Origin of the sequence: Mesorhizobium prunaredense, from assembly GCF_900156895.1 — a bacterium.
GTDB lineage: Bacteria > Pseudomonadota > Alphaproteobacteria > Rhizobiales > Rhizobiaceae > Mesorhizobium > Mesorhizobium prunaredense.
Genome location: NZ_FTPD01000005.1, coordinates 85656 through 110767, shown reverse-complemented (window position 1 = coordinate 110767; position 25112 = coordinate 85656). Strand labels below are relative to the sequence as shown.

Genomic DNA, 25112 nt, shown 5'->3' with positions numbered 1-25112 from the left:
CTCATCGGCAGGAGTGCCGTTTCACATTGATGGCTATGTAGCCCTTGGCTCGCGGATGATGTCCGCGCCAGGGGTTTTTTGCGTTTGGAGACTGGTCTTGGCAATATCTGAGCAAGCATCCGCGGACCTCCGTCTGGCCTGCATCCAGTTCCAGCCGGCCATCGGCCGGTTGGACGACAATCTCAAATCGATGGAGCGGCTGATCCGCCAGGCCGCCGGGCTCGGTGCAACGGTGGTGGTGCTGCCGGAACTCGCCGACAGCGGCTATGTCTTCGACAGCCAGGAAGAGTTGGCCGCAATCGCCGCCCCCATTCCTGCCGGACGCAGTGCCATGCTGCTGTGCTCGCTGGCCTATGAACTCGGCATGCACATCGTCAGCGGCCTTGCCGAGCGCGATGGCGACCGGTTCTTCAACGCAGCCATGCTGTGCGGGCCGTCCGGCCCTATCGGCACCTACCGCAAGCTGCATCTGTGGAACCGGGAGAAGCTCTATTTCCAGCCGGGCAATCTTGGCCTGCCGGTGTTCGATACGGCGATCGGCAGGATCGGCGTGGCGATCTGCTACGATGGCTGGTTCCCCGAGACCTACCGGCAGCTGGCGCTGCAGGGTGCCGAGCTGGTCTGCGTTCCCACCAACTGGGTGCCGATGCCCGGCCAGGGCCATCACCTCGAGCCGATGGCCAACATCCTGCACAAGGCGGCCGCCCACAGCAACGGCATCTACATCGCCTGCGCCGACCGCGTCGGCACCGAGCGCGGCCAGCCTTTTGTCGGCCGAAGCCTGATCGTCGGGCCGACCGGCTGGCCGATCGCCGGCCCGGCCAGCGAGCAAGACGAGGAAATTCTCATCGCCACGATCAGGCTCGGCGACGTCGCCAGGAGCCGTGCGCTGAGCGAGCGCAACGACGCTATCGGCGACCGCCGCACCGACGTCTACGGATAACCAAGAAGAAGCCGGCACGACCCGGTACGATCAACACTGAGAAAGGGGAATACCATGAGAAACAGAACAGTGATCCTTGCAATCGCCAGCGCCGCCTTGGCCGGCGTCGCCGCGGCGACCACCGCCTTCGCCGAGGACGGGCCAATCAAGATCGGCATCCCGGTGGGACTGTCGGGCGCCAACAGCGTCGTCGCGCCCTCGGTCGTCCAGTCGGCCGAATTGGCGGTCGCCGAGATCAACGCCGCAGGCGGTGTGCTGGGGCGGCAGCTTGCCCTGGAGATCGCCGACGACGCCTCCGGTGCGGCCGGCGCGCAGAAGGCCTTCGATGCGCTGGTCTTCCAGAAGGAGGTCAACGCCGTCATCACAATGGAAACCAGCGCGGCGCGCAATGCCGGCCTGCCGATCATCTCGAAGGGCGACATCCCCTACATCTACACCTCGTTCTACGAGGGCAAATCCTGCAACGCCAATTTGTTCGTCAACGCCTGGGTGCCCGAGCAGCAGGTCCCGCCGATCGTCGACAATTTCATCAAGTCGCAAGGCGCCAAGAAATTCTTCCTGATCGGCTCGGACTATGCTTTCGGCCGCGGCATGCTGGAGTTCGCCAAGGCTTACATCGAGAAGTCGGGCGCCAGCATCGTCGGCGAGGAATACCTGCCGATGGAAGGCAGCGACTGGACGGCGATCATCTCCAATCTGAAGAGTTCTGGCGCCGATGCCGTGATCACCTCGACGGCGGGCGGCGCGCCCAATGTCACCTTGACCAAGCAGCTGCGCGGCGCCGGTGTCATCATCCCCTACGGCAACCTGGCCGTCGATGAAGGAACCGCCAAGAGCATGGGCGCAGACGCGGCCGGAATCTTCATTTCCGCTTCCTATGTCACCAGCATCGACAGCGCCGCCAACAAGAGCTTCCTTGCCGCCATGCAGAAGAAGTTCGGCGCAGAACTTCGCACGCCGAACGACCTTTCGGTGCCGGAATATGAAGGCATCTATCTCTACAAGGCCGCAGTCGAGAAAGCCGGGTCGACCGACACCGCTGCTGTGCTCGCAGCCCTCGCCGAGGTATCCTTTGTCGGCCCGCGCGGCACGGTCTCGATGAGCAAGCAGCACCATGCTCCGCTGACCATGTATCTCGGCCAGGTAAAGCCGGATGGCTCGGTCACGGTGGTCGACACTTTCGAGGGCGTCGACCCCGGCGAACAGTGCCCGAACCTGTAGTCGCGCCTGCAATCGCAAAAGCGCGTCGCGTTTGGCCGTCCTCATGCGACGCGCTTTAGTTGTTGTTTTTATGCATGTCGTTATCGCAAAACCGCTGCGCACTTTTGCGCGACGTGCATTAGGGGTCGCGAATGTCCGCCACCCCTTCCAGATGATCGGGGACTTGCCATGATGCTTCTCCTGGACATGGTGACGACGGCGGCGATCCTGTTCATCGTCGCCGCCGGCCTGCTGGCGATTTTCGGGGTGCTGAAGATCATCAATTTCGCGCACGGCGCCTGGCTGACGATCGGCGCCTATTGCGCGGTGGCAACAGCCGGGCTTGGGCTCAACCCCTGGCTGGCGCTGCCGATCGCCTTTGCCGTCGGCGCAGTCCTTGGCGGCATCACCGAATTGGTCATCGTGCGACCGCTCTATCGCCGCCCGCTCGACGCGATCCTGGCGACCTGGGGTCTAGGCATCGTCATCGGTCAGTTGATCACGCTGTGGTTCGGGCGCGACGTGCAATTCACCCCCAATCTCCTGTCGGGCACCGTCGATGTGTTTGGCGTCGGCTATTCGCTCTATCGGCTGTTTGCGGTCGCCGCCGCGCTGGTGATCGGGCTCGCCTTCACCTTCCTTCTCGAAGGCACGCGGCTCGGCCTGTCGGCGCAGGCGGTGATCATGAACGAGATGCTGGCGCGCGCGCTCGGCATCGACACCGCGCGCGTGCGCCTCGCCACCTTCATGATCGGCACCGGGCTCGCCGCGCTGGCCGGCGTGCTGTTGACGCCGTTGACCAGCATCGACCCGAACATGGGTGTCGCCTGGCTGATCGGCTCGTTCATGCTGGTCATGGTCGCCGGCTCGTCCTTCTCGACGCTGGCCATCGCCTGCCTCGTCTTCGGTGGCGCCCAGGTTCTGGTCAGCACTTTCGTCAGCCCCATTTTCGGCGGCATCACGGTGGCGGTCCTGTGCGCCCTGGTGCTGCGCATCAGCCCGAAGGGATTTGCCCGTGCTTGAGAGCCGTTCCACCCCGCCAAGGGTCTGGCTGTTTGCCGCATTGGCGCTTGCAACGGCGGTCGTCGTCATCATCGGCCCGACGCTGTTCGACCGCTTTACGCTCAACGTGCTGACGCGCTCAATGATCTACGCCATGTTGGCGGTGACCGTCGACATCCTGTGGGGCTACACTGGCATCCTGACCTTCGGCCAGGCTGCGTTCTTCGGCACCGGCGCCTATGCCAGCGCCATGGTGCTCAGCCATCTCGGCGCCTCCCCGGCGCTGATGGTCCTGGCGCTTGCATTGGCGATCATCGTGCCGGTGCTGCTCGGTGCCTTCGTTGGCTGGCTGTCATTCGGCCACGGCTCGACGCCGCTCTATGCGACGGTGATTTCACTGGTCGTGCCGATCGTGGTCACGCAGCTGGTGTTTTCGGGTGGCGTGTGGACCGGATCGAGCAGCGGGCTGGTCGGCTATTCCGGCCTGCCGCTCGGGCTGCCGGGCTATTTCCGGCTGACCGGCATCTGCCTCATCGTGACCACGCTCGTCGCCCTAGTCTTCACCCGCTCGGACGCCGGCAAGCTGCTCGTCGCCATTCGCGACAATGAAGCGCGCTGCGCCTATCTCGGTCTCGATCCGCAGCGGCTGAAGATCGTGCTGACAACGATCCTTGCCGGCGTCGCCGGCGTTGCCGGCTTCCTCTATGCCAACGCCTCGGGCGTGGTGGCGCCGGAAAATACCGGCTTCGTCTTCGGCACCGAGATCGTCATCTGGACGGCGCTGGGCGGCCGCGGCACGATCATCGGGCCGGTGATGGGCGCGATCGGCATCGATTACCTCAGCGCCCAGCTCTCCGGCGACCTGCCCTTCCTGTGGAACCTGGTGGTCGGCTCGCTGTTCGTCGTGATGATCATCCTTCTGCCGAACGGGCTGGCGCAACTGGCCAGAATGGTCCTGCCGCGCCGCAATGGAGAGCAGGCCAGCCAACCGGGGTGCCCTACCCTCACCGCCGAGCCGGCCGGCAACGGGTCGCAGCCCGGCAACCGCGTGCTCGCCGTCAGCGGCCTCGGCAAATCCTTCGGCAGCCTGCAGGTGCTGCAAGGGATCGACCTCGACGTTCACCCCGGCGAGCTGGTCAGCCTCGTCGGTCCGAATGGCGCAGGCAAGACGACGCTGTTGCGCTGCCTGAGCGACGGAACCGAAGCAACCACAGGAACCGTCACCATCGCCGGCCAGGACATCAGCGGCATGACGCCGGATGAAATCGTCGCACTCGGGGTCGGACGCAAATTCCAGGTGGCGAGCGTCTTCGACAGCCTGACCGTCGCCGACTGCCTGCGCATGGCACGCGCCTCGCGCAAGGCGCCGAGCCTGCTGCGCCGCTCCGCCATGCTTGGATTGCCGGCGGCCGCCGCCGACATTCTGCGCTCGACCGGGCTCGACCGCATGCTCGGCCGGCCGGTGTCGCTGCTGTCGCATGGCCAGAAGCAGAGTCTCGAGCTCGCCATGGTCGTTGCGCTCGAGCCAAAACTCATCCTGCTCGACGAGCCGACGGCCGGGCTGACCAAGGTCGAACGCACCACCATCGGCGCGACGCTGCAGAAGCTGACTGGCGAGCTCGGCTTCGCCGCCATCCTGGTCGAGCACGATCTCGATTTCGTCCGCAACATCTCGACCAGGATCGTCGTTCTCCACCAGGGCAAGCTGGTGCTCGACGGCAGCGTCGATCAGGTCGTCAATTCCGAAGTGGTGAGGACGATCTATTCGGGAGGCGCCCATGCTTGAGACAAGGCAGGCAGAGGCCAAAACCTCCGCGCCGAAACTGTCGCTGTCGAATGTGTCGAGTGGCTACGGGCCGGTTGCCGTCATCGAGGCGCTGTCGCTGGCCATTTCGCCCGGTCAGATCTTCGCGCTGATGGGCAAGAACGGCATGGGCAAGACCACCGTGCTGAAAACCATCCTCGGCTTCGTGGCGCTGCGTTCGGGCGACATCCGCCTCGATGGCGCGTCCATTTCAGGTGTCTCGCAGGCTTCGCTGATCGCGTCCGGCGTCGGCTACGCTCCGCAGGAGCAGGCGCTGTTCCAGGATCTCAGCGTGCGCGACAATCTGCGCCTCGCCTTGCGCTCGGATCGCGATTTTGCGCAAGCCGTGGAACGGGTTTTTGGGCATTTTCCGTTCCTCAGGGAGCGCCTGTCGCAACGGGCCGGAACGCTGTCCGGCGGCGAGCAGAAGATGCTCATCCTCGGCCGCGCGCTGATGCTGCAGCCGAAGCTGTTGCTGATCGACGAGATTTCCGAGGGCCTGCAGCCCTCAGTCGTCGAACGCATCGCCGCGGCACTCAGGCAGGAGCGCAGGACGAACGGCACGACGATCCTGATCGTCGAGCAGAACTTGCCTTTCGCCCTCGGCATCGCGGACAGCTGGGCTGTGCTGAAGCTCGGCCGGATCGACGATGCCGGAGATGTGACGGCGGGCACAGCGGCCCGAGTTCTTCAGCATCTGAAGATCTAAGACATGCATCCGGAACGGACGCGGCGACAGGAATGTCCGGACCGGCAACCAGGACATAGTCCGGTTCGGGGCGCGTTCCGGCCGAGGACGCAAGAAGATGGTCAGTCGAAGAAGCCCGCATCCTCTTCCCTGAGATACTTTCGGGCTGCTTCGGCGTCGATATCGAGGCCCAGCCCCGGCGCTTCCAGCAGGTCCACCATGCTGTCCGTCACGATCTGCGACGGCAGGCCGATTACGAGGTCCTCCCACCAGGGGTCGGAGGCGCTCGGATATTCGAAGGCGATGTAGTTGGCGGGCAAGGTGGCGCAGACATTGATCAACGCGCCGAGGCCAAGCAGGCCGTTCGCCGTGCCGTGCGGCGCCATCAGGATCGAGTGCATATGGGCGTGCTCGGCGACCCATTTGAGTTCGGCAATGCCGCCAATATCGGCTGGATCGGGGCCGATGACGCGCACCGCCTGCGTCTCGATCAGCTCCTTGAAATTGTGCCTGAGGTAGATCTGCTCGCCGGTATGGATTGGCGTCGAGGTGGAGGTGGTCAGCTCCCGATAGGCCTGCGGATTGACCCACGGCACATAGTCGCCAGTCAGCATGTCCTCGAGCCACATCAAATTGTACTTCTCGACCGCGCGAGCGAACTTGATCGCATCGGGCAGCATCCAGCCCGGGCCGCAGTCGAGCGCCAGGCTGACCTTGTCGCCCAGCACTTCCTTCATCGCGATCACGCAGTCGAGCATGTGATTGAAACCGCGCTCGCTGATCACACCCTGATCCATGGCACCGTGATAGCCGGCCTTCTTCTGCGTCACGCCGTAATGGAAGCCGTCGATGGTGTCCTTCATGTTGGAGTGGAACGAGATTCCTTGCTTGATCATGAAGAAGTTCTGCGGCTGCTCCATCATCCATTTGACGTCAGCGGCGTAATCCTCCGGTCGGTCGCCCGTGCGTTTCCTGCGGATCGAGCCGTTGTAGACGCGCACCTTGTCGCGTACCTTGCCGCCGAGCAGTTTGTAGGCCGGCACGCCTGCGGCCTTGCCGGCAATGTCCCACAGCGCATGCTCGATAGCGCTTACCGCTGCGCCATAGGGCTTGAAAGAGCCGCGTTGGCGGATCTTCAGCATCACCCTTTCGACGTCGGTCGGGTCCTCGCCGATCAGCGCCTCGCGAAAATGCAGGACCCAGGGCTTGAGATAGGGCTTGGTGTACTCGACCTCGCCCAGGCCATGGAGGCCCTCGTCGGTGACGATGCGAACGATGGGGTGCTTGCCGATGACGGCACAGCGGAGGTCGGTGATCTTCATCTTCGGTTCTTTCCGCCTCAGCTCCAGGTGCGATCCCAGGAATATTCGTTGTCCCAGTGATCCGTGGGCTGCCAGATGCCGGTGACACCCGGCTGCAGATGCTGCGAGATCACCTCGTCGACGACGTCGTCAATCCCCAGGCCCGGCTTGTCGGGAACAGTGATAAAGCCGTCCTTCACGAGCGGCTTGGCAACGCCGGTGACGATATCGTCCCACCAGTCGACATCGGCAGAGTGGTATTCGAGCGCCATGAAGTTTTCGGTCGCGGTCGCGACATGTGCCGCGGCCATTGCCGCGATTGGACTTTCCGCCATATGGATGGCCATTGCGACGCCTTGGTCCTGCGCCATGTCGCCGATCTTCTTGGTCTCGAGGATGCCCCCGCTGGTGAGCAGGTCCGGGTGGATAATGGAGAGGCCGCCGCTCTTGAGCAGAGGCTCGAAGCCCTCCTTGAGGTAAATGTCCTCGCCGGTGCAGATCGGCACCGTGGTGGCGTCCTGCAGTTGTCGGTAGTGCTCGGTGTATTGCCATGGGATCACATCCTCGAGCCAGGCCGGCACATATTTTTCAATCCGCCTGGCGAGGCGAATACCGTTCTGCAGTGAGATGTGGCCGACGTGGTCGATGGCGAGCGGAATATCCATGCCGATAACCTCGCGAACCTCGGCAATGTACTGCTCAAGCAAGTCGAGGCCCTTGTCGGAAAAGTGGAGGCCGGTAAACGGGTGGGGGACGTTGTGCAAATCGTAGGCGGCGTTGCGGGCGCGCCGCACTTCAAGGGAATTGACCTGGCCGCGGCCGGGCTGGACGCGGTACCCGTCAAGTGAGCCGGCAGGAGACACGACCGTACCGGGGACATCGGCGATTTGCATCAATCCCAGATCCATCTTGAGGAAGGTGAAGCCGAGCGCCATGCGCTGCTTGAGGCGCTTGCCGGTTTCGGTGCCGCTCGGCACGGTGGCGTCGGTATCGCAATAGAGGCGCACCTTCTCGCGAAACCGGCCGCCGAGCATCTGGTAGATGGGCACGCCATAGGCCTTGCCGGCGAGATCCCACAACGCGATTTCGACCGCCGAGACGCCGCCGCCTTGCCGGCCGTGCCCGCCGAACTGCTTGATCCGGCGAAACAGGCGATCGATGTTGCAAGGGTTCTCGCCAAGCAGCCGGCTCTTCAGCATCAGCGCGTAGGTGGCGCTGGCGCCGTCGCGCACCTCGCCAAGCCCGACGATGCCCTGGTTGGTGTAAATCTTGAGCAGGGTCGAGGTGAACGGCGCGCCGACGATTTCGGCTACCCGCATGTCGGTGATGCGAAGCTGGGACGGCTTGGAGTTCGCGTTCACCCGATTGAGCGCCTCGTCGGCGCCACCCGTCTTTGCCATGACTTATCCTCGTTCTGGTGGATGGGGCACCCGCACGCCGGGCCGGTATGGAGCGTTGCTAGCCCAGCTCAATCTCGTGGGCCTGCAGGTAGTCACGGTCCATCTCGATACCGAGACCAGGCCTCTGCGTCAGCTTGAGGCTGCCGTTCGAGACGTCGAGCGGTCTGTCGATGAGGTGATCGTATTTGCCCAGGTTCCACTCCGACGTTTCGAGCCTGTAGAAGTTAGGAACGGTCATCATCACCTGCGCTCCCGCAACCACGTTGATCGGTCCCGCGGCGTCATGTGGCGAGACCGGGATGTAGTAGGCTTCGCATAGGGCAGAAATCTTCTTGAGTTCGGTAATGCCGCCGGTCCAGGTGATATCAGGCATGATGTAGTCAGCGAGCCTATTCTCGAGTACCGGCACGAAATCCCACTTCGTGTGGCCGCGCTCGCCCCACGAGATGGCGGCACTGACCTTCTCACGCACCTGCTTGAGGGCGTTAAGGCTTTCGGGCGGGCAAGGCTCCTCGAACCAGTCGATCTGGCCGGCTTCCTCGAGGCTCCGACAGAGGCGAATGGCGGTGGGAACGTCGAAGCGGCCATGCGCATCGATGAGAATGTCGACGTCAGGCCCCGCCGTTTCGCGGATCAGCGCCGTGAGTTCGGCGGCCTCGCGCTCGTCCTTGCGGGTCATACTGCCATCGAGGTAGCCGTCCCGCTGTTCGCGGGACAGGCCATCGGCGCTGCGGCCCTGGTGGGGGTACGGATCGAACTTGAGCGCAGTGTGTCCGGACTCGACGATGTCCAGAATTTCGCGGACCACAGCCTCCTTGCTGGTGAATTTGGCCTGATTGGGATGGGTGTAGAGCGCGATTTCGTCGCGTACCGGTCCGCCCAGCAGCTCGTAAATCGGCTTACCGAGGACTTTGCCGCGGATGTCCCAGAGGGCAATATCGATGGCGCTCACGCATTCGACGGCTGCGCCGCGGCTGCCCATATAGGTGAAGCTGCGAAAGATCTTGTGCCAGAGATGCTCGATACGCGCCGGATCCTCGCCTGTCACGGCGACGCCGATCTGCCGCAGGATCGTGCAGAGAGCGCGGTTGGCGAGCCTTGTCGTGGTGGTGATCTCTCCCCAGCCACTCACCCCCTCGTTGGTCGTCACTTCGACGAGCAGGAACTCTCCCCAATAAGAAGCATCGGACTTGATCAGCCACGGCCGAATGCTCGTGATTTTCATCTCAATTCCCTTATCTGAAATGGTCACGGCTAACGATGTTCGAGACTGGACCTTCGTTCCTATCCGGCCCGAGCCGCGTTGCGCGCGCGCATCTGTTCGAGAATATGCCGGCCGGAACCCTCGACATGGCGGGAAACCAGTTCGGCCGCCTTGTTAGCTTCTCCCGCTTTCACGTGCGCGATGAGTTCGCGGTGCTCGCGAATAATCGCGGCACGCCGCGCGAGCGTGAAATTGAAACGCCGGCTCACGGCTCGTAGCACTTCGCGATGCTTCCACCAAAGTTCAGCGGCATGCCGGTTATAGTGCCGCTGATACATCACGGTGTGGAAAGCGGTATCAAGCTCACTGTGCCTGAATGTGTCGGCAAAGTTGTTCTCTTCAATCAGGCCTTCGAGACGTTCGAGTTCGGCGATGTCCTCGCCAGTCGCCATGTTCACAAACCATCGCGTCAGGGCCGGCTCGATCAGAACACCTATTTCATAGATATCCCGGACAAAATCCTGATCTATGGGTCGGACACGCGCCCCGCGGTTGGGGAGAAAGGTGACAAAACCCTCCCCGCGCAAGAGCTGCAGGGCCTCGCGCACGGGGTTGGTCGAGGTGCCGTGACGCCGGGCGAGATCGGTGACCACTAGCCGTTCGTTGGCGACGAGTCGTCCCTCAATGATGTCTTCCCTGATCAGTTCATAAAGCGAGGCGCCCTCGCTGGAGGCCCCCATGGGGTCAGTCTCCACCGGTGGCATGGCTTTAAAATCATCTATTTCGGCCAAGGCCGGCTCCCCTGATCAATACATACCCTGCCCGATATCACACACGGTTTTCACAAACAATGTACGATCCAGCGCGTTGACAGGCAATCCATGATCTGAAAACGTACAAAATGATCGAAGGGATACATAGAACAGAAGGCGTCCCGCGGTCGAACGAGCTAGACCGCTTTGCCTCGGCGCAGGGCGGCATGGAGAACCAGGGAGGATACCTATGACGAGGATTACGCTCGGCAGTGCGGTCCTGCGCGGCACTGTCGCCACTGCTTTGATGGCATCGCTGATGTCCACATCGGCGCTCGGAGCGCCCGTCGACCTCAGCAAGTGGTCGCCGGAATATGTGCGCTCCATTGCGGGCACACAGGATTTTGACACCGCGGCCGATTGCGCCAAGGTCACCCCGCTCGACTACAAGGGGCGACTGACTTTCTGGTATCAGGGCGTGTTCGAGGGCGACCCTGACCTTTTGCGCCAGTACTACAAGGATTTCTTCGAGACCTTCCGCAAGACCTATCCGAACATCCAGCTCGAGGAACAAGCCCTCACCTATAACGACCTTCTTGACAAGTTCCGCACGGCGCTCCTGGGCAATGCCGCGCCGATGGCGGTCCGCCTGCAAATCCTGGGTGGTACCGAGTTCGCCTCAAAAGGCTACCTGGAGCCGCTCAAACCCGAGGATGTCGGGTATTCCACCGAGGACTTCTGGCCCGGCGCCATGAAGGCCGTGACCTGGGAGGGAGTGACCTACGGCATTCCAACCAACAACGAGACGATGGCGTTCATCTGGAACGCCGACATCTTCAAGCGTGCGGGCCTCGATCCGGACAAGGCTCCGGCAACCTGGGACGACGTCGTCAAGTATTCCAAGCAGATCCACGACAAGCTCGGCATTGCCGGCTACGGCCTCGTGGCTCGCAAGAATGCCGGCAATACGCCGTACCGCTTCATGCCGCAGCTGTGGGCCTATGGCGGCGGCGTCTTCGACGAAGCCACCGCGAACCCGACCTATGAGGAGGTCAAGCTCGATAGCCCGCAGAGCAAGGCCGCCCTGCAAGCCTCGTACGACATGTATGTTCGCGACAAGTCGGTTCCGGTTTCGGCGCTCACCAACCAGCAGGCCGATAACCAGCCCCTGTTCCTTGCCGGCCAGCTTGGCATGATGATCTCGCACCCGTCCGACTACGACGTCATGCTCGACCTGCAGAAGAAAGCGACGGGCGCCGACAAGGATAAGGCGCAGACCGTCATCGACAACATGCGCTACGGCCTGATTCCGACTGGCCCCGACGGCAAGCGCGCAGTCGTGTTCGGCGGCTCGAACATTCACATCCTGAAGCCCGAATATGTCGAGGGCGGCAAGGTCGACGAGCCGGCCGCAAAGGCTATCATCTGCATGTGGACGAGCCCTGAATGGTCGCTGAAGATGGCCTATGCCGGCTCGAACCCGGGCAACCTTAACGGCTTCAAGACCAAATGGATGAAGGAACGTCTGGACAACATCAAGTTCCTCGATGTGACGACCTCGATGCTGCCATATGGCATCCCGTTCCCAGCGCTGCCGCAGGCTCCGGAGATCATGAACATCATCGTCCCGGACATGCTGCAGAATGCCCTGACCGGAGCGATGCCTGTCGACGAGGCAGCGGACGACGCGGCCAAGAGGGTAAGAGACCTGATGGGCGGACTCTAGTCCAAGCCTGACCGGCTGCACTGACAGTGCAGCCGGTTGGTCGGAAACCCGGTTCGTTCAGAAGAAATGGGGCGCGCCACAGTGACGATCGTGACCGGCAAGGCCGAGGCTCGCCAAAGAGTGCAATCCGGCAGGTCCGGCGTGCTACGCGAGATATGGGAGCATCGCGCTGACTACGCGTACGTGCTCCCTGCGATCGCCGTGATGCTCGTCGTCATCGCCTACCCGATCTACTACACGATCGAGCTGTCGTTCTTCAAGACGCCGCCTGGCCTGCAACTTCGCGACAAGACCTTCATCGGCTTCGACAACTACACGACCATCCTCACCAGCGAGGTGTTCTGGAGAGTCACCTGGAACACTCTGATCTGGACGCTGGGCTCCACGTTGATTGCCTTTGTGCTGGGGTTTGCCACCGCGCTGGCGCTCCACCGCGAGTTTGTCGGCCGCGGTGTGCTGCGCGCAATCCTGATCATTCCCTGGGTCATCAGCGCGGTCGCCGCCTCCTATATCTGGAAGTGGATCTATCATTCGGACTTCGGGATCATCGGTGCGGTGCTGGTCGGCCTCGGATTGGCCGACCGACCGCCGAATTTCATCGACAGCGTCAACACGGTTCTGCCTTCCCTGATCGTCGTCAATATCTGGCGCGAGTTTCCGTTTGCCATGATCATGATGATGGCCGGCCTGCAGACCGTGCCTGAGCAGTTGCTGCGCGCCGCGCAGGTCGACGGCGCCAGCGCCTGGCAGCGCTTCTGGCACGTCACCTTCCCGCACTTGCGCAACGTCTCGACGGTGACGATCCTGCTGCTCGCGGTGGCCAACTTCAATTCCTTCATCATCCCCTGGATCATGACCGGCGGCGGGCCCTCCAACGCATCGCATATCTGGATCACCCACATTTATGAGCTCGCCTTCGGCCGGCAGCGCTGGGGCGTGGCATCTGCCTATTCGGTGCTCCTGTTCCTCACCCTGATGACGCTCGGCTACTTCTACGTCCGTGCGCTAAGCGGCAACGAGCGGCAAGAGGGGAGCGCATGAGCACGACTGCCGAGACAGCTCCGCGAAGCCTGAGCCGTCGCCGGATGCGCGTCGACGGATGGCGGTGGACCGGGCGCATCTTCCTCGCGTTCATGCTGCTTTACACCGCGGTGCCGATGATCTGGATGCTGATCACCTCGATCAAGTCCGGGTTCGCGGCGTTGCAATTCCCGCCGCAATGGTGGCCGGACGAACCTACCCTCGCCAGCTACGAGAAGCTTCTCGATCCCCAGAACAGCGTCGGCCAGGACTTCCTCCGCTTCTTCTGGAACAGCCTTTTTGTGTCGACCGTCACGACAATCCTCTCGGTGATCGTCGCCGTCCCTGCCGCCTACGCGTTTTCGCGCTTCAGCTTCCCCGGCCGGAACTTCCTGTTCTTTGCCGTGCTGCTGCGCAACATGTTCCCGGCGGTGATCTTTCTCGTGCCGCTGTTCATCCTGATGCGCCTGCTCGGGTTGATGAACACGCATGGCTCGCTGATTCTCACCTATCTCACCTTCGGCCTGCCGCTGGCGATCTGGTTGCTCAAGGGCTTTTACGACAACATTCCGGTGCAGCTCGAGCAGGCGGCGCGCATCGATGGGGCAACGCGGTTCCAGGCCTTCATCTTGATTGTGATGCCGCTCTCGACGCCGGGGATCATCGCCACCGCGATCTATTCGTTCATCGGCGCGTGGAACGAGTACATCTACGCCTACACCTTCCTCACCAAGAACGACCAGTTGACACTGCCGGTCGGCATCCAGCGCTTCTTCTCGGAAAATACGACGGACTTTCCGGGCCTGATGGCGGCCAGCTTCATGATGAGCGTGCCCGTCGTGGTGCTGTTCCTCGTCCTGCAACGATACTTCGTACGCGCCCTTACAGAAGGCGCGGTCAAGCACTAGGGAGTTGCCGATGGCCCACGTGGTCCTCAAAGATCTCGTCAAGTCCTATGGCAGCTTCAAAGCTGTCAACGACGTGTCGCTGACGGTCAATGACGGCGAGTTCGTTGCGCTCGTCGGCCCTTCAGGCTGCGGCAAGACAACCACGCTCAATCTCGTCGCGGGGCTGGTCCCGATCACATCGGGCGACATCGTCATCGGCGACCGGGTGGTCAACGACCTCGACCCCAAGGACCGGGACATCGCCATGGTGTTCCAGAACTACGCGCTCTATCCGCAGAAATCGGTTTACAAGAACCTGGCGTTCCCGCTGCAGATGCGCAAACTGCCCAGGGACGAGATCGACAAGAAGGTCAAGGAAGCGGCGCGAGTGCTCGACATGACGCACCTGCTCGAGCGCAAGCCGCGCGAACTTTCGGGCGGGCAGCAGCAGCGGGTGGCCCTCGGCCGTGCGCTTGTCCGCGACCCCGCCGTGTTCCTGATGGACGAGCCGCTCTCTAACCTCGACGCCAAACTGCGCGTGCAGATGCGGTCTGAGATCAAGCGCTTCCACCAGGACCTCAAGGCGACGATCATCTATGTGACGCACGACCAGCTCGAAGCCGTGACCATGGCCGACAAGATGGCGGTGATGAACGGCGGCTACCTGCAGCAATACGATTCACCGGCGCAGGTCTTTGCCCATCCCGTCAACATGTTCGTAGCCAGCTTCATCGGCAGCCCGGCGATGAGCCTTATTCCGCTGCAGGCATCGACGGCAAACGGCAACGCTGTGTTGAGCAGCGCGGAGGGCTGGAGCTTTGAGCTCTCGCCGCGCAACGCCCGGAAGGTCGCAAGGGCAACGACCAGGAAAGTCGTGCTTGGCGCACGTCACTCGACGATCAAGCTGCGCAACAGCGCGGTCCCCGGTGCCATTCCGGCCAAGGCCTACACGGTGGAGCCGACCGGAGACGTCACCTTCGTGCAGGCGTTCCTGTCCGGCGCCATCGTCAACATCAGCGTGCCGCCGAACATTGCCGTCGCGCCCGATGAACAGATCTGGCTCGAGTTCGACCAGGAGCGGATGCATCTGTTCGACGGCGAAACCGAAATGGCCCTCACGGCCAACTGAGACAGGGCGCCAACTGAGACAGGGCGGATGCGTTTGGAACCTGGCGTGGATGACTACGAAGCTTAAGATCACCGCGATCAAGCCCTATCCGGTGTGGGTAGGAACGCGCAACCAGATGCTCGTCAAGGTCGAGACCGACCAGGGCATCTTCGGCTGGGGCGAGAGCGGCTTGAGCGGTCGCGAGAAAGCGGTGGCCGGCGCGGTCGAGCACTATCGCGAGTTTCTCGTCGGCCGCGACCCGATGCAGATCGGCCGGATCTGGCAGGAAGTTTATCGCAGCCAGTACTTCGAAGGCGGACGTGTTCTGCAGGCGGCGATTTCCGCCATCGACATCGCCCTTCACGACATCAAGGGCAAGGCGCTGGGAGTGCCGGTCTACGAGCTGCTAGGCGGCAAGCAGCGCTGCCGCATCCCCACCTTCGCCTCGACCGGAGACGAGGCCGAAGGTGACGCTGCCATCGAACGAGCCCGCGAGCTACGCGCACAGGGGTGGCAGGCGATCCGCTTCTTCCCCGCCGGGCAAAACAGCAGCGACATCTTCGAGCCGCGCGAGTCGATCGGCGCTACCGCCAGTATCCTTAACCGGGCGCGCGAGGCGCTGGGCGACGACGTCGTCCTCGGCATCGACTATCATCATCGGCTGTCGGTGGCCGAGGCGGCGAGCTTCTGCAACAAGCTCGGCCGCGGCGTGCTTGATTTCCTCGAGGAGCCGATACGGGACGAGACACCGGAGGCCTACGAATCGCTGCGTACGATGACCGACATCCCCTTTGCCATCGGCGAGGAATTTTCCAGCAAGTGGCAGTTCCTGCCCTACATCGAGCGTGGCATTCATCAGTTCAACCGGCTCGATGTTTGCAATGTCGGCGGGCTTACCGAGGCGATGAAAGTCGCTGGCTGGAGCGAGGCTCACTATGTGGACCTGATGCCGCACAATCCCCTTGGTCCGGTGTGCACGGCCGCGACCGTGCATCTCGCCGCCGCGGTACCCAACTTCGCCTGGCTCGAAACCAGGGAACCCGAAACAAAGCTGGGCTTCGACAATTCCGACTTTTTTCCCGTGCAACCACGGCTCGACGGGACCGACTATCCGGTCGGCGATCTGCCGGGGCTCGGCGTCGAGGTCAACGAGGAGGCGATCCAGGCGGCGACCTTTCGTTTTTGGGAAGCGCCTCACCTTAAGCGCCGCGACGGTTCTGTTACGAACTGGTAATTGCCTTTCAACCGGAGTCCACCATGACACATGCTCCCGACATCACGCGGCCGCCAAAGGACCTGATCGACACGCTGAGGGAGATCGGCGCCGCGACGGTCGCCGGCACGCTTGGCCACATGGGTTTTCGCAATCCGCACATGGTGGGACCGGTGGCGCAGAACCACGGCAAGTCGATCGTCGGGCCGGCGCTGACGCTGCAGTTCATGCCACAGCGGCCGGACCTCTTCACCGAGGGAGAATATGCCGATCCAGAGACGCAGCTGCATCGGCACGTGCTTTATCACGCACAGGAGGGCGATGTGGTCGTGGTCGACGCGCGCGGCGACATGAGCTCGGGCGTCTTCGGCGATATGATGTCGACGTATTTCAAAGGCAGGGGCGGCGCCGGCATCGTCATCGATGGATGCATGCGCGACCGGCCCAATGTTGAAAAGCTCGATCTGCCTCTATGGCTGCGCGGCTGGACGCCGAATTATCATGTGCAGACCAGCATCTATCCCAATGCCGTCAACGTTCCGATTGCCTGCGGCGGTGTCACGGTGATCCCCGGCGACATCATCGTCGCCGACGACGACGGGGTGGTGGTGCTTCCCGTCGCAATGGCCGCAAAGGTGATCGAAGAATCGCAGAAGCATCACGATTGGGAGGAGTTCTCGCGAGTGAAGCTAATGGAGGGCGGGCCGCTGCAACGCTACTATCCGCTGCATGACGATGCCCGCGGTGAGTACGAGGAGTGGCGCAAAACAAACCGCTTGGAGGACCCCAGTTAGCGCATGGATTACCTGTGGCGGGCGGCAGCAGGCAACCGTTCGCAGATTGCGCCGTACTGGTTTATTCGGCAGCTTCGGCCTTCGCCGCCGGCGCAATTCGCGCGGCGCAGTATTTGAACTCCGGGATCTTGCCGTAGGGGTCCAGCATCGGATTGGTGAGCATGTTGGCCGGACTTTCGTTGAAGCAGAACGGCATGAACACCGTGCCGTCGGCGACCTCCCGGTCGGCGCGGAGGATGGCGTCTACCGTCCCGCGCCGCGTCTCGACCGCAATCATATCCCCTTGGCGTAGGCCGTGCCGCTTGATCTCATAAGGGTTCATCGCAGCAATGCCTTGTGGCTCGATCGCGTCCAGCACGCCCGCCCGGCGGGTCATGGAGCCGGTGTGCCAATGCTCAAGCAGACGGCCGGTGGTGAGCACCAGTGGAAACTCTTCATCGGGCACTTCGTCAGGCGGTAGCAAATCGGCCGGCACGATGCGGCCGCGTCCGTCCGCGGTCGGGAATCCGGACGAGAAGATGATCTCGTTGCCGGGCTTGTCCGGACCGTCGGCCGGATAGATCACCGAACCTTCGCGCTCGATGCGGTCCCAGGAGATATGCTTCAAGGACGGCATCACGGCCGCCATTTCCGCATAGACCTCGGAGACATGGTTATAGTTCCAGTCGAGGCCGATGCGACGAGCGAGATCGACAATCAGTTCCCAATCCTGGCGGGCTTCGCCCGGCATGTCGAGCGCCGGCCGGCCGATCTGCACTTGCCGGTTGGTGTTGGTATAGGTGCCGAGCTTTTCAGCGTGGGCGGAGGCCGGCAGCACGACATCGGCGTGCCAGGCGGTCTCGGTCAGGAAAATGTCCTGCACCACGAGATGGTCGAGCATGGCCAGTGCTTGCCGGGCATGGGTTTGGTCCGGATCTGACATGGCCGGGTTCTCGCCCATTATGTACATGCCCATGATTTCGCCTTCATGGATGGCGTCGATGATTTCGACGACCGTCAGGCCCCGTTTCGGGTCCAGCGTCTGGCCCCAGAAGTTCTCGTATGCGCCGCGGATGTCGATGTTCTCGACCGATTTATAGTCGGGGAAATACATCGGGATGAGCCCGGCATCGGATGCGCCCTGCACGTTGTTCTGGCCGCGCAATGGGTGCAGGCCTGTTCCCGGCCGGCCGACATGTCCGGTGATCAGCGCCAGAGCGATAAGGCAGCGCGCATTATCGGTTCCGTGTGTGTGCTGGGAAATGCCCATGCCCCAAAAGATGATCGACCGCTCGGCGGTCGCGTAGGTGCGGGCGACGTCGCGCAGCACGCTCGCCTCGACGCCGCAGACCTCGGCCATCGCCTCGGGTGAAAAATCCTTTACCTTGGCCTTCAGGGCCTCGAATCCGGAAGCGTTGGCCTGGATATACTGCTCGTCGTAGAGCTTTTCCTCGACGATGACGTGGATCAGCGCGTTCAGCATGGCCACGTCGCTGCCAGCCTTGAATCGCAGCGAATGCGACGCATGGCGCATCAGGTCCTGGCCGCGCGGGTCCATGACGATCAGCTTGGCGCCGCGCTTGGCCGCCTGCTTGAAATAGGTCGCGGCGACCGGATGGTTGGTGGTCGGCCGTGCGCCGATGACGATGATGCATTCGGCCTTCAGCGCGTCGTTGAAGGGCGCCGAAACCGCACCCGAACCGACGCCTTCCATCAGCGCCGCCACCGAAGATGCGTGGCAAAGCCGGGTGCAATGGTCGACATTGTTGGTGCCAAAACCCTGGCGCACCAGCTTCTGGAACAGATAGGCCTCTTCGTTGGAGCCTTTTGCCGAACCGAAACCGGCCAGCGCCTGCCCGCCATGATCCCTAAGGATTGTCTTCAGCCCGCCGGCGGCGCGCGCAAGCGCTTCTTCCCAGCTAGCCTCGCGAAACACGGTCAGCGGATCGACGCCGCGCATATCGGCATCGCCCGACTTCGGCGCATCGTCGCGGCGGATCAGTGGCTTGGTCAGGCGTTCGGGCGACATCGCGTAATCGAAGCCGAAGCGGCCCTTGACGCAGAGCCGGTTCTCGTTGGCATAGCCATTGCGGCCATCGACCTGAACTATTCTGTTGTCCTTGACCGCAACGCTGGTCTGGCAACCGACGCCACAGAACGGGCACAGCGTGTCGACGACCTTGTCGAATTCCTGGATGACCCGGGTCTTGCCTGCGTCGTCCATCAGCGACTTTTCGTAGAGCGCGCCGGTCGGGCAGGCCTGCACGCATTCACCGCAGGTGACACAGGTCGACAGGCCCATCGGATCGTGCATGTCGAAGACGGGAAGCGAGTGATTGCCGCGCTCGGCCATGCCAAGCACATCGTTGACCTGGACTTCGCGGCAGGCCCGGACACAGGCGCCGCAAGTGATGCAGGAATCTAGATTGACGGCAATGGCGGGATTCGTGATGTCGAATTCTGGCCGAACATCATCCGTGGCGAATTTTGAGCTGTAGCGACCGCCGGAAATGCCCATCGAACCAGCCCACTGCCAGAACATCGACTGCTGATCCGGACCGTCGGCCGCCGGCCGCATGTTGCTGGCGAGAAGCTCGAACACCATCTGGCGCGATTTCGTAGCCCGTTCGGTATTCGTCTTCACCACCATTCCGGCGGTAGGCTTGCGGATGCAGGAGGCGGCAAGCACCCGTTCGCCCTCGACATCGACCATGCAGGCGCGGCAATTGCCGTCTGGCCGATAGCCGGGCATGTCGACATGGCACAGATGCGGGATCCTGGTGCCTTCGCGCTTTGCAACGTCCCAGATCGTCTCGTCGTCAGCGGCTGTGACCGTTTTTCCGTCGAGGGTGAATATGACGCCATCTGCCATTTCAAAGATCATCCCTAAAATGCGTCAAAAGGTGATTGACTGGATTGGGCGCCGCCTGGCCGAGACCGCAGATGGAGGAATCGCGCATCACTGTTTCAAGGTCGCGCATCGCCGTCTCATCCGGCACGCCCTTCTCTTTCAAGAGCGTTACCAGCTTTTCGGTTCCCTCCCGGCACGGCGTGCATTTCCCGCAACTCTCATGTTTGAAGAAATTCATGAGATTGAGGGTCACATCCCTGATGTTGTCGGCTTGCGAAAGCACGACCACCGCATGTGAGCCGACAAAGGCGCCCTGTTTGGCGAGTTCGCCGCCGAAATCGAGTTCAATGTCGCCCATCGACGCCGGAAGGATGCCGCCCGAGGCTCCACCTGGCAGATAGGCCTTGAATTCATGCCCGTCTGCCATGCCGCCGCAATAATCCTCGATCAATTCGCGCACGGTGACGCCGGCCGGGGCCAGCTTGACGCCGGGCTCCTTCACATGTCCGGAAACCGACCAGGAGCGAATTCCCTGATGGCCGGGCTTGCCCTGCGCGGCGAACCATTCGGGGCCCTTCTCGACGATGTCGCGAATCCACCACAGCGTCTCGACATTGTGATTGAGCGTCGGGCGTCCGAAAAGGCCGACTTCGGCAATATAGGGAGGCCGGTGGCGGGGCATGCCGCGCTTGCCCTCGATGCTTTCCAGCATCGCGCTTTCCTCGCCGCAAATATAGGCGCCGGCGCCGCGCCGAAGATCGATGAAACCGGGCTTGACGATGCCGGCTGCCTCGAGCGCCGCGATCTCGGCGCGCAAGATGGCGAGCACGGCCGGGTATTCGTCGCGCATGTAGAAATAGATGCGCTCGGCCTCCACCGCATGGGCGGCGATCAGCGCCCCTTCCAAGGTACGATGCGGATCGCCTTCAAGATAGATGCGGTCCTTGAAAGTGCCAGGCTCGCCTTCGTCGCCATTGATCGACATCAGCCGCGGCCCTGGATAGCCGCGCACGAAGCTCCATTTCTTGCCGGCCGGAAAGCCGGCGCCGCCGAGACCGCGCAGACCGGCGTGCTCCATGGTGTCGATGATAGCGTCAATGCCGGTCTCGCCCGCCTTCACCTTCCGGAAAAGCTGATAGCCGCCAGCGGCCCGATAGGCATCGAGGCCAACATAATCGGGCACGACAACTTTCGTATCGCCCAAGCGAGCCAGATCGATGAGGATATGGCTGCTGGCTTGGTCGACCTCACGGTCGCCAATGCGCGCCGCGGGTGCTGTGGCGCAGCGGCCCATGCAGGGCGCACGCATGACGCGGACCGTCTTCGGGTCGGCCTTGGCGGCCAGTTCGCCAATCAGGTGTTCGGCGCCCGCCAGCATGCAGCTTATCGATTCGCACACCCGGATTGTCAGCGGCGCGGGTCTCGCCTCGCCTTCCCTGACGATATCGAAATGGTCGTAGAAGGTCGCGACCTCGTAAACTTCCACCTGGGACAGGCGCATGTCTTCGGCAAGCGCGCGCAGATGCGCGGCCGACAGACAACCGTAGCGGTCCTGGATCAGATGCAGGAATTCGATCAAGAGATCCCGGCGCCGTTCGCGATGGCCAAGAAGTTGCCGGACCTCGGCCAGGGCAACATCATCCAGCGCCCGCCCTTTGGGTCCGCGATCGGGAGATCGCCGTTGCTGCATTGTCATGCTCTCTCCTCCCGGACCCTTCGCCTGAGGAAGGCGGCTCTCGCCACCAATGTGGTTGTGACCTCCCTCAGCCCGGCGCACCTTGGATCAAGGACTTGGCACACAAATCGACTTGGCAGACAAGTTGAACCAAATGCCGGTTTGACAATTTTAGCATGACCGGGGCGCCGCGACAGAACTGATCTGCGCCCTGATTTGTCGCACGGCCTATACCGGGGCAGCTTGCGCCTTCTCGATCAAGAAAATGATGTGGTCTCCCTGCCGTTGCATCGCCTCCAGGCGGTCGCCCATTTCGTTGATCAGATTGGGAATGTCTATGGCTGCCAGCGGATCGGTGCAACGGACCTCAAGGCGCTCGCCTGGGCTTATGCCGCTGAGCGCCTTGCGGGTTTTCAGCGCCGGCAAGGGACATTTCAATCCCGTCAGATCGAGCTGTCTCGTCGTCATGGTGGCGCACCATGGCGGACCGCTCACCGGTCGTCAACGATCCCCGACTCAGAGGTGACTCAGGGGTACTGCAAGTGAGAGCGGCCAGGCGTCGCACCGCATTTTGGCAGACTGCGTGCCGCCGGCTCGACGGCGTTCGTCAATTCAGGTCCGAATAGGCAAGGAACTGAACGGTCTGGCCCGGCTCGACCTCGGCTATCTCCTCGCCGAGTTCGACAAGGCCGTCCGTTTGAACCAAAGAAGACAGCATGCCAGCGCCCTCGCGCGGGAATTTGACGGCTTCATATGTGCCGTCCTGCGTCCCACGCAGGCTTACCCGCACATATTCGCGTCGCCCCGGCTTTTTGCGGTAGGAAAAGGCGGCCCGCACCAGCCGCGAAATTGGTGGCTGCTGCCGTGCGCCGGCCAGTGCAAGGATCGCGGCGCGCGCAATATGGGCGAATGTGACGAAGCTCGCCACCGGATTGCCGGGCAGCCCAATGAAGGCTGTTCCCCTGATCACCCCCATGGCGACCGGGCGGCCGGGCTTTATGGCCACCCGCCAGAAGACCAGGGTGCCCACACTCTCGACGGCGGCTTTGACGCAGTCGGCCTCCCCGGTCGAGACCCCGCCTGACGCCAGGATCAGGTCCTGTCCTGGCGCAGCCTCACTCAGCACATCCGCGATCAGGCTGCTGTCGTCGATCAGAATGCCCAAATCGGTGGTCTCGCAGCCCAATCTTGCGAGCATGGCCATCAGCATGAAGCGGTTCGAATCGAAAAGCTGGGCCGGTCCCCGGTCCTTTCCCGGCGCGACGATCTCGTTGCCGGTCGAGAAGATCGCGACGCGAATTTTGCGCCGCACATCGACCTGCGTCATGCCGAGCGCCGCGGCGAGCGCAACATCCTGCGGGCGCATGCGCTGGCCGGCCTGCAGGGCCACCTTGCCTGCTGCGACGTCCTCGCCCGCCGGCCGCACGTTGGCTCCTCTTTTCAGGCCGGGCGGAAGAATGACCCTGCCGCTATCGTCGACACGGACATCTTCCTGCATGTAAACCGTGTCTGCCCCCTCCGGCAGCGGAGCGCCGGTGAAGATGCGTATGGCTTGTCCGGGCGCGGCAGGCCGATCCGGCGCCACCCCAGCCTGGATCCTGCCGCTCACGGGCAAGGCTTTTTCAACGGTTTCCGGCAGGTCGTCGCCGCGCAGTGCATAGCCGTCGACGGCTGAGTTGGTGAAAGGCGGCAGGGGCAGCGGCGCCACTAAATCTCTCGCCAGGACGCGCCCATCGGCAATCGCCAGCTGGACGGTTTCGGTCTCGTCGACGACGGTCAGCCGTGAAGCAATCAGTGCGGCAGTATCATCGAGCGATCGCATCGGGCCGCCGAAAGCGAAGCAGTCATCTGAAAGTTGCGCCATCGAGCCTTCAGCCTCATGGATCTGGCCGAACCGGCAGCTCGGCGCCATCCGGCAAGCCCAGTCTGCGCTTGCAGGCGCTTTGTCGACCTGCCTTCGTTTGAACAGGCTATATAGTGGACGTCAAGCCGAAGGGAACGCATCCACTCTGGCGAGCGGGATTGCAATTTCAAGAGAGTGCCATGCAACAGATGAAAACCCGACCAGACCCCGACATCATCATGCCGAGCCCGGATGACATCCGATTGACCGAACAGGTCAGCGGCATCGATCATACGGGCGCCGCTATTCAAATCCGCGTCCCCGTTGAACGCCCGCTGACGCTCTATCTGAATGCCCAGGAGATCGTCACGATGATGACGATCGGCGACTACCCCGAATATCTGGCGCTGGGCTACCTGCTCAATCAGAACATGCTCAAATCCGACGACGTCGTAACCGAAGTCGAATATGACGACGACGTGCAGGTCGTGGTCGTTCGTACCGAGCGCAACACCAATTACGAGCAGAAGCTTAGGAAACGGACGCAAACCTCAGGCTGCGCGCAGGGGACGGCTTTCGGCGATCTTCTCGAGGCGCTCGATATCACTCTGCCGCCAGCCGCACTGCACACCTCCTGGCTTTACCAAATGACCCGCACGATCAACACGACGCCGTCGCTCTATCTTGAAGCGGGCGCGATTCATGGCTGCGTGCTTTGCAAGGAAGGCACGCCGATCTGCTACATGGAGGACGTCGGGCGCCACAATGCCGTCGACAAGATCGCCGGCTGGATGTATCGCCAGGGCATCGATCCGGCCGACAAGATCCTTTACACGACGGGCAGGCTGACGTCTGAAATGACGATCAAGACGGTTCGAATGGGCATTCCGATCCTCGTCTCGCGCTCGGGTTTCACCGCCTGGGGCGTGGATTTGGCGCGTCAGGCCGGCCTGACGCTCGTCGGTCGGGCGCGCGGCAAGCGGTTCGCCGTGCTGTCGGGCGAGGATCGCATCGTCTTCGACCAGGACCTCGCTTCCGTCGACGAGGAAGCACCGCGTCACAGACGCAAGGGAGCTGCCGATGGCGAATGAGAAGGTGCCGACCCTGGGCGTCGTTCTCGCCGGGGGGCTCGCCCGGCGCATGGGCGGTGGCGACAAATCCATGCGTCGGATCGACGGAACCACGATCCTCGATCGTGTCCTCGAGCGCCTCGGCCCGCAATGCGACGGTCTCTTGCTGAACGCCAATGGCGACCCTGCCCGCTTCGACCGCTTTCGCCTTCCAGTCGTCGCCGACCCGGTCGAAAACTATCCGGGGCCGCTTGCCGGCGTGCTTGCGGGCCTCGACTGGACAGCGGCGAACAGGCCCGATGTCGAATGGATCGTCAGCGTCGCAGCCGACTGTCCTTTCATGCCGCGCGACCTCGTCGAACGGCTGCATCGGGCGCGCATGGAGAAAGCTGCGGATTTGGCGGTGGCGATGTCAGCGGGTCGGACGCATCCTGTCATCGGACTCTGGCAAGTGGCGATGCGCGATGCGTTACGCCACGCACTCGTCGACGAGGGCGTTCGCAAGATCGACCTGTGGACGGCTCGCTACCAGGTTGCCACCGCGTCCTGGCCGGACAAGCCGGTAGACCCCTTCTTCAATGTCAACACGGTCACAGATTTTGCCGAGGCCGAACGGCTCGTTTGGCAGCTTACCGACCCTTAGCCCCGGATA

Annotated in this window: 21 protein-coding genes; 13 read left to right on the top strand and 8 right to left on the bottom strand. The window is 62.6% G+C overall.

Features of this window, described 5'->3' with window-relative positions:
* The first annotated feature begins 97 nt into the window (after window positions 1-97).
* The 5 genes from BQ8794_RS04580 (at window position 98) to BQ8794_RS04560 (ending at window position 5658) form a co-directional block, all read left to right on the top strand.
* The gene (locus tag BQ8794_RS04580; protein ID WP_077373729.1) at window positions 98-943 is read left to right on the top strand and encodes a nitrilase family protein; all 846 of its coding nucleotides are present in this window, start codon (window positions 98-100) and stop codon (window positions 941-943) included.
* A gap of 54 nt (window positions 944-997) precedes the next feature.
* Entirely contained in the window at window positions 998-2164 is a 1167-nt protein-coding gene (locus tag BQ8794_RS04575; protein WP_077373726.1) for a substrate-binding protein, read from the top strand.
* A 168-nt stretch (window positions 2165-2332) separates the two neighbouring features.
* Window positions 2333-3166: a branched-chain amino acid ABC transporter permease gene (locus tag BQ8794_RS04570; protein ID WP_077373723.1), complete on the top strand. Its 834-nt coding sequence runs from the start codon at window positions 2333-2335 to the stop codon at window positions 3164-3166.
* Entirely contained in the window at window positions 3159-4931 is a 1773-nt protein-coding gene (locus BQ8794_RS04565; RefSeq protein ID WP_143744464.1) for a branched-chain amino acid ABC transporter ATP-binding protein/permease, read from the top strand. Before BQ8794_RS04570 ends, BQ8794_RS04565 begins: the two co-directional genes overlap by 8 nt.
* Window positions 4924-5658, top strand: coding sequence for an ABC transporter ATP-binding protein (locus BQ8794_RS04560; RefSeq protein WP_077373717.1), 735 nt, complete (start codon window positions 4924-4926; stop codon window positions 5656-5658). The genes BQ8794_RS04565 and BQ8794_RS04560 overlap by 8 nt, the downstream gene beginning before the upstream one ends.
* Before the next feature lie 101 nt (window positions 5659-5759).
* Here the strand turns inward: BQ8794_RS04560 and BQ8794_RS04555 are convergent, their stop codons facing one another.
* Genes BQ8794_RS04555 through BQ8794_RS04540 form a run of 4 tightly spaced genes read right to left on the bottom strand, consistent with a single transcriptional unit; the run spans window position 5760 to window position 10333 of the window.
* The gene (locus BQ8794_RS04555) at window positions 5760-6959 is read right to left on the bottom strand and encodes a mandelate racemase/muconate lactonizing enzyme family protein (RefSeq protein WP_077373714.1); all 1200 of its coding nucleotides are present in this window, start codon (window positions 6957-6959) and stop codon (window positions 5760-5762) included.
* A 17-nt stretch (window positions 6960-6976) separates the two neighbouring features.
* The gene (locus BQ8794_RS04550) at window positions 6977-8338 is read right to left on the bottom strand and encodes a mandelate racemase/muconate lactonizing enzyme family protein (protein ID WP_077373711.1); all 1362 of its coding nucleotides are present in this window, start codon (window positions 8336-8338) and stop codon (window positions 6977-6979) included.
* 58 nt (window positions 8339-8396) lie between these two features.
* Window positions 8397-9563: a mandelate racemase/muconate lactonizing enzyme family protein gene (locus BQ8794_RS04545; RefSeq protein WP_077373708.1), complete on the bottom strand. Its 1167-nt coding sequence runs from the start codon at window positions 9561-9563 to the stop codon at window positions 8397-8399.
* Window positions 9564-9622: 59 nt separating this feature from the next.
* Window positions 9623-10333 (bottom strand): GntR family transcriptional regulator, encoded by a 711-nt coding sequence (locus tag BQ8794_RS04540; protein WP_077373705.1) that lies wholly within the window; start codon window positions 10331-10333, stop codon window positions 9623-9625.
* A 211-nt stretch (window positions 10334-10544) separates the two neighbouring features.
* Between BQ8794_RS04540 and BQ8794_RS04535 the strand changes: the two genes are divergently transcribed.
* From BQ8794_RS04535 to BQ8794_RS04510, 6 genes are all read left to right on the top strand, one after another.
* Window positions 10545-12020 carry an ABC transporter substrate-binding protein gene (locus BQ8794_RS04535; RefSeq protein WP_077373702.1) on the top strand — a complete coding sequence of 492 codons (1476 nt, stop codon included), beginning with the start codon at window positions 10545-10547 and terminating at the stop codon, window positions 12018-12020.
* Window positions 12021-12101: 81 nt separating this feature from the next.
* Complete coding sequence (locus BQ8794_RS04530; RefSeq protein ID WP_077374263.1) at window positions 12102-13061, top strand: carbohydrate ABC transporter permease; 960 nt, start codon at window positions 12102-12104, stop codon at window positions 13059-13061.
* Complete coding sequence (locus BQ8794_RS04525) at window positions 13058-13948, top strand: carbohydrate ABC transporter permease (protein WP_077373699.1); 891 nt, start codon at window positions 13058-13060, stop codon at window positions 13946-13948. The genes BQ8794_RS04530 and BQ8794_RS04525 overlap by 4 nt, the downstream gene beginning before the upstream one ends.
* Window positions 13949-13958: 10 nt before the next feature.
* Window positions 13959-15056 (top strand): ABC transporter ATP-binding protein, encoded by a 1098-nt coding sequence (locus tag BQ8794_RS04520; protein WP_077373696.1) that lies wholly within the window; start codon window positions 13959-13961, stop codon window positions 15054-15056.
* Window positions 15057-15105: 49 nt separating this feature from the next.
* The gene (locus BQ8794_RS04515) at window positions 15106-16269 is read left to right on the top strand and encodes a mandelate racemase/muconate lactonizing enzyme family protein (RefSeq protein ID WP_077373693.1); all 1164 of its coding nucleotides are present in this window, start codon (window positions 15106-15108) and stop codon (window positions 16267-16269) included.
* Window positions 16270-16292: 23 nt separating this feature from the next.
* A complete protein-coding gene (locus tag BQ8794_RS04510; RefSeq protein ID WP_077373690.1) occupies window positions 16293-17042 on the top strand; it encodes a ribonuclease activity regulator RraA in 750 nt (249 codons plus the stop codon).
* 61 nt (window positions 17043-17103) lie between these two features.
* Here BQ8794_RS04510 and fdhF read toward each other — a convergent pair whose 3' ends face one another.
* The 4 genes from fdhF to BQ8794_RS04490 all read right to left on the bottom strand — a co-directional run bounded on the left by fdhF (window position 17104) and on the right by BQ8794_RS04490 (window position 23411).
* Window positions 17104-19893: a formate dehydrogenase subunit alpha gene (gene fdhF / locus BQ8794_RS04505; RefSeq protein ID WP_077373687.1), complete on the bottom strand. Its 2790-nt coding sequence runs from the start codon at window positions 19891-19893 to the stop codon at window positions 17104-17106.
* Window position 19894: 1 nt separating this feature from the next.
* Window positions 19895-21568 (bottom strand): NADH-ubiquinone oxidoreductase-F iron-sulfur binding region domain-containing protein, encoded by a 1674-nt coding sequence (locus BQ8794_RS04500; protein WP_077373684.1) that lies wholly within the window; start codon window positions 21566-21568, stop codon window positions 19895-19897.
* A gap of 207 nt (window positions 21569-21775) precedes the next feature.
* Entirely contained in the window at window positions 21776-22015 is a 240-nt protein-coding gene (locus tag BQ8794_RS04495; protein ID WP_077373682.1) for a sulfurtransferase TusA family protein, read from the bottom strand.
* Between the two features lie 139 nt (window positions 22016-22154).
* The gene (locus BQ8794_RS04490; RefSeq protein WP_077374261.1) at window positions 22155-23411 is read right to left on the bottom strand and encodes a molybdopterin molybdotransferase MoeA; all 1257 of its coding nucleotides are present in this window, start codon (window positions 23409-23411) and stop codon (window positions 22155-22157) included.
* 179 nt (window positions 23412-23590) lie between these two features.
* Here BQ8794_RS04490 and fdhD point away from each other — a divergent pair, with 179 nt between their 5' ends.
* Window positions 23591-24481 carry a formate dehydrogenase accessory sulfurtransferase FdhD gene (fdhD, locus tag BQ8794_RS04485; RefSeq protein ID WP_077373679.1) on the top strand — a complete coding sequence of 297 codons (891 nt, stop codon included), beginning with the start codon at window positions 23591-23593 and terminating at the stop codon, window positions 24479-24481.
* A complete protein-coding gene (mobA, locus tag BQ8794_RS04480; protein WP_077373676.1) occupies window positions 24471-25103 on the top strand; it encodes a molybdenum cofactor guanylyltransferase MobA in 633 nt (210 codons plus the stop codon). Before fdhD ends, mobA begins: the two co-directional genes overlap by 11 nt.
* Window positions 25104-25112: the final 9 nt, after the last annotated feature.

Excerpts from the sequence above, each read along its gene's own strand:
- BQ8794_RS04575 (WP_077373726.1), top strand. The coding sequence starts at position 998 with ATGAGAAACAGAACAGTGATCCTTGCAATCGCCAGCGCCGCCTTGGCC.
- BQ8794_RS04570 (WP_077373723.1), top strand. The coding sequence starts at position 2,333 with ATGATGCTTCTCCTGGACATGGTGACGACGGCGGCGATCCTGTTCATC.
- BQ8794_RS04560 (WP_077373717.1), top strand. The coding sequence starts at position 4,924 with ATGCTTGAGACAAGGCAGGCAGAGGCCAAAACCTCCGCGCCGAAACTG.
- BQ8794_RS04555 (WP_077373714.1), bottom strand. The coding sequence starts at position 6,959 with ATGAAGATCACCGACCTCCGCTGTGCCGTCATCGGCAAGCACCCCATC.
- BQ8794_RS04550 (WP_077373711.1), bottom strand. The coding sequence starts at position 8,338 with ATGGCAAAGACGGGTGGCGCCGACGAGGCGCTCAATCGGGTGAACGCG.
- BQ8794_RS04545 (WP_077373708.1), bottom strand. The coding sequence starts at position 9,563 with ATGAAAATCACGAGCATTCGGCCGTGGCTGATCAAGTCCGATGCTTCT.
- BQ8794_RS04535 (WP_077373702.1), top strand. The coding sequence starts at position 10,545 with ATGACGAGGATTACGCTCGGCAGTGCGGTCCTGCGCGGCACTGTCGCC.
- BQ8794_RS04525 (WP_077373699.1), top strand. The coding sequence starts at position 13,058 with ATGAGCACGACTGCCGAGACAGCTCCGCGAAGCCTGAGCCGTCGCCGG.
- BQ8794_RS04520 (WP_077373696.1), top strand. The coding sequence starts at position 13,959 with ATGGCCCACGTGGTCCTCAAAGATCTCGTCAAGTCCTATGGCAGCTTC.
- BQ8794_RS04515 (WP_077373693.1), top strand. The coding sequence starts at position 15,106 with ATGACTACGAAGCTTAAGATCACCGCGATCAAGCCCTATCCGGTGTGG.
- BQ8794_RS04510 (WP_077373690.1), top strand. The coding sequence starts at position 16,293 with ATGACACATGCTCCCGACATCACGCGGCCGCCAAAGGACCTGATCGAC.
- fdhF (WP_077373687.1), bottom strand. The coding sequence starts at position 19,893 with ATGGCAGATGGCGTCATATTCACCCTCGACGGAAAAACGGTCACAGCC.
- BQ8794_RS04500 (WP_077373684.1), bottom strand. The coding sequence starts at position 21,568 with ATGACAATGCAGCAACGGCGATCTCCCGATCGCGGACCCAAAGGGCGG.
- BQ8794_RS04495 (WP_077373682.1), bottom strand. The coding sequence starts at position 22,015 with ATGACGACGAGACAGCTCGATCTGACGGGATTGAAATGTCCCTTGCCG.
- BQ8794_RS04490 (WP_077374261.1), bottom strand. The coding sequence starts at position 23,411 with ATGGCGCAACTTTCAGATGACTGCTTCGCTTTCGGCGGCCCGATGCGA.
- fdhD (WP_077373679.1), top strand. The coding sequence starts at position 23,591 with ATGCAACAGATGAAAACCCGACCAGACCCCGACATCATCATGCCGAGC.
- mobA (WP_077373676.1), top strand. The coding sequence starts at position 24,471 with ATGGCGAATGAGAAGGTGCCGACCCTGGGCGTCGTTCTCGCCGGGGGG.